Origin of the sequence: Rhodoferax sp. OV413 (assembly GCF_900104385.1) — a bacterium.
Taxonomy (GTDB): domain Bacteria; phylum Pseudomonadota; class Gammaproteobacteria; order Burkholderiales; family Burkholderiaceae_C; genus Rhodoferax_B.
Genome location: NZ_FNJA01000015.1, coordinates 21622 through 28203, shown reverse-complemented (window position 1 = coordinate 28203; position 6582 = coordinate 21622). Strand labels below are relative to the sequence as shown.

General features: G+C 57.8%; 4 protein-coding genes. All 4 read left to right on the top strand.

Annotated features, from left to right (window positions below):
* On the top strand, positions 1 to 2089 hold a 2089-nt coding region (locus BLT66_RS26105), incomplete at its 5' end, for a beta strand repeat-containing protein (RefSeq protein ID WP_369821642.1).
* Between the two features lie 232 nt (positions 2090 to 2321).
* The gene (locus BLT66_RS26100; RefSeq protein WP_255407098.1) at positions 2322 to 4397 is read left to right on the top strand and encodes a peptidase domain-containing ABC transporter; all 2076 of its coding nucleotides are present in this window, start codon (positions 2322 to 2324) and stop codon (positions 4395 to 4397) included.
* Entirely contained in the window at positions 4370 to 5749 is a 1380-nt protein-coding gene (locus tag BLT66_RS26095) for an HlyD family type I secretion periplasmic adaptor subunit (RefSeq protein WP_092762859.1), read from the top strand. Before BLT66_RS26100 ends, BLT66_RS26095 begins: the two co-directional genes overlap by 28 nt.
* A gap of 42 nt (positions 5750 to 5791) precedes the next feature.
* Positions 5792 to 6565, top strand: coding sequence for a hypothetical protein (locus BLT66_RS26090; RefSeq protein WP_143029312.1), 774 nt, complete (start codon positions 5792 to 5794; stop codon positions 6563 to 6565).
* Positions 6566 to 6582 lie beyond the last annotated feature (17 nt).

The following is a 6582-nucleotide window of genomic DNA, read 5'->3' as shown; positions in this document are numbered from 1 at the left end:
GGGCACCAGCCAGGTGTCGGCACTGACGACCAACCAGGTTGTGGCACTGACCACAGCCCAAGTGTCTGCTGTGACCACTGCAGGCGTAGCCGCCTTGAGCACCAGCCAAGTGGCTGCCATTGAGACCGTGGATATAGCGGCTCTCAAGACCAGCCAGATCGCGGCTCTGACGACCGCCGGTACGGCAGCCTTGACGACCAACCAAGTGCAGGCCATCAACACAGCTGGCATTGCCGCACTGCGTACGGCACAAGTAGCTGCGCTGACCACCAATCAGGTTGTGGCGTTGACGACAGCCCAGGTTGCATCGTTGACGACAGCGGGCATCGCTGCCTTGAGCACCAGCCAAGTCGCGGCCATCGAGACGGCGGACATTGCTGCGCTGACCACCAACCAGATCGCATCGCTGACGACAGCCGGTGTAGCAGCGTTGACGACGAACCAGGTTGTGGCGCTGACGACAGCCCAGGTGTCTGCTTTGACTACGGCCGGCGTAGCGGCCCTGAGCACCAGCCAGGTTGCGGCGATTGAGACCGTGGACGTTGCGGCTCTCAAGACCAGCCAGGTTGCGGCACTGACGACAGCCGGTGTGGCCGCGCTGACGACCAACCAGGTTGTTGCATTGACGACAGCCCAGGTTTCTTCGTTGACCACCGCTGGAGTGGCGGCATTGACGACCAGCCAGGTCGCAGCCATCGAAACGGTGGATGTGGCGGCGTTGAAGACCAGCCAGGTTGCGGCTCTGAGTACGTCGGGTGTGGCCGCGCTGACGACCAGCCAGGTTCAGGCGGTCAGCACGGCGGGCATCGCAGCGTTGAAAACTGCACAAGTATCGGCGTTGACGACCAACCAGGTTGTGGCGTTGACGACGGCGCAGATCGCATCGTTGGCGACAGCCGCAATTGCCGCGCTGAGTACCAATCAAGTGGCGGCGATAGAAACGGTGGATATTGTGGCTCTCAGAACCTCGCAAATCCTCGCTTTGACAACCAACAACATCGTTGCGTTGACGACTAACCAGGTTCAGGCGCTTACGTCGACGCAGGTTGAGGCGATGACGACCACACAGAGGTCCGCATTCACCACGGTGCAGTTTCCACATTTGACCTTGAGCACACCTATCATCCTTGATATGAATGGCGATGGGGTTAAGACGCTGGGCATTTCCTCCGGTGTCAAGTTCGATCTGTTTGCGGATGGAAACCAGGTCAACACGGGCTGGGTCAGTGGTGGCGATGGTCTGCTGGTGATGGACCGCAACCATGACGGGCTGATCAATGATGGTTCCGAGTTGTTTGGTTCGTCCACGACTCTGGCCAGCGGTGCCAAAGCCAGCGACGGCTACGCTGCCTTGAGTGAACTGGATACCAACCACGACGGCGTGGTGAACAGTGATGATGCAGGCTTCGCGGATCTGCGGGTCTGGATTGATGCGAACTCCGATGGTGTGAGCGCATCGGGTGAGGTCAAGACACTGGCGTCGCTGGGGATCACCAGCATCAGCACCCAGGCTACGGTCCAGATAAGCCAGGATAACGGCAACCTGGTCGGCTTGACGTCCAGCTACGAGACATCGGACGGTGCCACCCATGCGGCGGCCGATGTCTGGTTTGTTGCAGACAAGTCGAACTCTGACGCTCCTACGCTCACAGTGGACCAGGTGATTGCTGCTCTGAACCCATCGGTGCAAACCATGGCGACTGCTGTGGGCACCGGGAAGGTGGCCGAAACCATCCAGCCGACCTTGGCGGCGGATGCTGCACAGCCCGACAGCGCAACAGCTGGGGTGCAAAGTGTGGATCTGCGGTCTCGGGTCAGTAGCCTGGCGCAGGCCATGGGGACATTTGATAGCTCGGCCCCATCCGATGGCTTGGCTGTCACCCGCGTAGACCTGCCTGCAACCGGTAAGGCTGCAGCCGCGACCTTGGCAGTCGGTAGCATGGTTGACGTGATGAAGCAGTTCGATGCGAATGGCAATATGGTTGCTGGCCAATCCGGCACCATTGCATCGGTAGCGAAATCCTTGAATCTGCCCGGCATCCAGGACCCGGCCAACAAGGGGTTCCTGGCCGGGACCGGCGGCAAATAGGTCTGCAACGCCAGCGTTGCGTCAAGAAAGGGTGGAGGCATATGCCTTCCACCCTTTTTTTATGCCGCGAGCCAGGGAACAGGCTCGGCAAAAGGTCTTTTATCAGGGCATCGTGTGTAGCTTTGCGTGTTGAAATGTTAAGACATGTATGGGTGACCCACCAATGTCAGAACGATTTCCACACTCAACCATACAGTGCATTGCCGCACTTGCTCAGCACCACCGGTTACCGGTGAATCCTGAGCGCCTGATTGAGGACTACGCCCTGGTTTCGGAGGAGCCTCCCCCCGCGACAGTGCTGCGCATTGCCTCGGATATTGGCCTGAAGGCGAAGTTCGACAAGCTCTCGTGGGAAAGCCTGCAGGTTCAAGAGGGGGTGTTCCCGCTGATTGCCCGCATGACGGACGGCAATTGTGTGATCGTCATGCGCGCCAATGTGAACGGCGATGGCATGGTCGCGGTGCTGAACCCCATGGCCGACAACCCGACAGAAATCTTGCGCTTGGACCGTGCAAAATTTTGTGCGCTCTGGCATGGCGAAGTTTTCTTGATGAAGCGTTTGTATGCGCTGCCCGAGCCCAACCAGCCATTCGGTTTCCGCTGGTTCATCCCAGAAATTTTGAAGCAAAAAGCGGCTCTGAGGGACATTGCAATTGCGGCAATTGCTATGCATTTGCTAGCATTGGCATCGCCGATGTTTTTCCAGTTGGTGATCGACAAAGTGTTGGTCCACCAGAGTCTGGCCACCCTGTGGGTGCTGGCAGTGGGCATTGTGATTGCGTTGGTATTTGATTCCTTGTTCGGATTTTTGCGGCAGATACTGACGCTGTCGGCCACTAACAAAATCGACATGCGGTTGACGCGCCGAACTTTTGCGCATCTGCTGTCCTTGCCGATTGACTACTTTGAAACGACGACGGCCGGTGTCATCACGCGCCATATGCAGCAGGTAGAAAAGATCCGCGGTTTCCTGACCGGGCGGATGTTTTTTACGGTGCTGGACTCGCTGTCTTTGCTGATTTTTCTGCCGATACTTTTTACCTATTCGGTCAAGCTGGCACTGGTGACGTTGGTGTTTACATTCCTGATCGCCGGCGTGGTGGCGGCCATGGTGCCGGTATTCCAAAGGCGTCTGAACGACTTGTACAGCGCGGAAGGCGAGCGGCAGTCCATGATGGTGGAGACCATCCACGGCATGCGCACCGTGAAAGCGCTGGCAATTGAACCCGCGCAGCGGCGTCTGTGGGATCAGCGTTCAGCCCAATCTATCAACATGCATTTCCGGGTAGGAAAGATTTCCATCACTGGCAATGCAGTGACAGACTTCATAGGCAAGCTGCTGCCGGTGGTGATCATTTTTCTGGGTGCGCAGGAAGTCTTCAACCAGACTTTGTCGGTGGGTGCGTTGATCGGGTTTCAGATGATCTCGGGCCGCGTGGTCGCACCATTGATTGCGATTGTGAGCCTGGTGAATGAATACCAGGAAACCGCGTTGTCTGTGCGGATGCTGGGCGAAGTGATGAACCGTCCGTCGGAAGGGCGCGCCAGTGCGGGTGGCTTGCGCCCTGATCTGGCCGGTGAGATTTCCTTCGATGAAGTCACATTCCGCTACCCCGGCTCCAGTGCCGCTGCCTTGGACCGTGCGAGCTTCACCATCCAGGCCGGGTCTGTGGTGGGTATTGTCGGTCGAAGCGGTTCCGGCAAAACCACGCTGACCAAGCTGATCCAGGGCTTGTACAGCGTGCAGGAAGGCATCGTGCGCTTCGATCGCACGGATGCACGCGAGATCGAGTTGGCCCATTTGCGTCGCCAGATTGGCGTGGTCCTGCAGGAGAACTTCTTGTTCCGGGGTTCGGTTCGGGACAACATTGCCGTTGCAAAACCAGAGTCCACCTTCGAGCAGATTGTTGCTGCCGCGGAGGCGGCCGGGGCGGCTGAATTTATCGAGCGGCTGCCACAAGGCTACAACACGCTGTTGGAGGAAAACGCCTCCAATCTCTCCGGTGGCCAGAAGCAAAGACTGTCGATTGCACGCTCGCTGCTGTCCAAGCCACGCATCCTGGTGCTGGACGAAGCGGCCAGTGCGCTCGACCCGGAAAGCGAAGCGATCTTCATCCGCAATCTTTCCCGCATCGCCGTTGGCCGTACGGTCATCATGATTTCCCACCGCCTGTCCACCCTGGTCAACGCCAACGCTATTTTGGTAATGCAGCAAGGCCGGCTGGTGGATAGCGGCCGGCACGAAGAGCTATTGACCCGGTGTGAGACTTACCAGCATCTATGGAACCAGCAAACAAGCCATTTATGAAGCGATGGCTTTCTTTCAAATGGGGCAAGGGCCCCAAGGCAAAGACAGCCGTTGAATACCTGCCGGACGCGGATGAGATCGAGCGCAGTCCGGTGCCGCCGTTCGCGCAAATTACCTTGCGCGTGCTGTTTGCGGCGCTGGCGTCGTTTGCAATATGGGCGAGCTTTTCGCAGTTGGACGAGGTGATCGTCGCACAGGGACGGCTGGTCAACCCCTTGCCGAATGTGGTGGTGCAGCCGCTGGAAACCTCGATTGTGCAAACCGTGGATGTGCGTGTGGGACAGGTCGTCAAGAAGGGCGACAAACTGGCATCTCTGGACGCCACATTTGCGCAGGCCGATGAGACCCAGTTGCAAACAAAACTGAATAGTCTGGAAACACAGGTTCAAAGCCTGAACCGTGAGCTGTTGGGCGAGGTGGCGCCTGGCGCCACGGGAATGTCTGCCGATGGGCAGCTGCAGGCCAATCTGTCGTTTGAGCGCCGCGCTAACTACAAAGCCCAGCAGATGAAGATGGCCGAGACGGCGGCCAAGCTGCGGGCAGCGCTGGCCACCAACCGCCAGGACCAGCAGTTCGTCGCGTCTCGCCTGAAGTCGCTGAAAGAAATCGAGACCATGCAAGAGAAGATGGTGGCCCAGAAGATTGGTGCGCCACTGCAGCTTTTGGAGGCTCAACAAAGAAGCAAGGAAGTCGAGCGTGACCTGGAGCTCACGCGCAGCCGGGAGCAAGAGATCCGGCGGGAACTGAGCGCCTTTGAGTCAGAAAGAGTTGCCTTTGAGAAGAACTGGCGGCAAAAGGCGATGGAAGACATGCTGACTTTGTCGCGTGAGCGTGATGCGGTCAAAGAGCAGCTGCAAAAGGCCGACAAGCGCAGCCGGCTGGTCACGCTGGTGTCCCCTGCGGATGCGGTGGTGCTCGAAATTGCCAAGCTGTCACCGGGGTCCATCGTCAAAGAGGCGGAAACCTTCTTTACCCTGGTGCCTTTGAATGTGACGCTGGAAGCCGAAGTACATATCGATTCAACCGACGTGGGCTACATCAAACTGGGTGACGCGGTGCATGTAAAGCTGGATGCGTTTCCCTTTCAGCGCCATGGCATCTTGGATGCAAAAGTGCGAACCCTCAGCGAAGATGCATTCCGCAAAGAAACACAGACCAAGACGGGCGGTGATGCTTACTACGTAAGCCGCATCACCCTGGAGAAAATGAATTTGAAGAACATGCTTGAGAGCTCCCGGCTACTGCCTGGTATGACTTTGTCGGCAGAAATCGTGGTGGGCAAACGAACCGTCATGTCTTACCTGGCCTGGCCGCTGATGAAGGGGCTTGGCGAAGCGGTGCGAGAGCCCTGATGCCTAGCCTTGCAGCACGCAACTTAGATTGAAGAATCACCCATGTCTAAAGAAATGAAGGCTTATTGCATTGGCCACACCACGCCGCTGTTTACGCCGCCGGTTTCTTTTGAAATGCTGTGCCCAGTGTCTTTGGGCATACCCAATGAACTGGTCATTGATGACCGTCGGTTTGGTGGCCAGGTGGACGGTGGAGAGTTGGCGGAGTATTCGCAGCTTTTTGGACTGCACGACTTGCTGCTGTCCGGCGATGTCGTGGCAGAGCATTTGTATTTGTTCCAGTACCGCAAATTCATCTCCACCACGATAGGCGGGGCGGAGTCGGCCTCTCCGTGGGTGCGGGTGCTGACGCCGCAGCTGGCGCCTGGCGTTTTCCCTTCGGGTGAGCAACTGAATGCCTTTTCCGGGCGGTTGGCCGTGGGCTCCGTATTTGACTTTGGCGAGAGCATTTCCTGCAACTATGCGCGGGTGCACGTGATCGACGACCTCGTCATGTTTGCTGCAGCCTGCGCGCAGAGCGGCGTCATGGACCCGGCGGACATCAAGTCGTTTGCCAGCCTGCGCGGGATCATCCCGTCGCCCGCCGTGTGTTGCATCCATGTCGACGTGTTTATGAAACTGATGCAGGTACTGAAGGCCGTGTGGAACAGTTATTCACCGCATTACCATGTGCAGCGTACCGGCTACCAGCGGCGTGTGGCGGGTTATCTGCTGGAGCGGCTACATAGCTTTTTGCTGTGCAAATGGTTGATGGACAACAGCGAGCCCCACATACAGCTATGGCAGCGGTATGTGGTGGCTGAGGCGACTAATTGAATGTGATGACCAGTAGC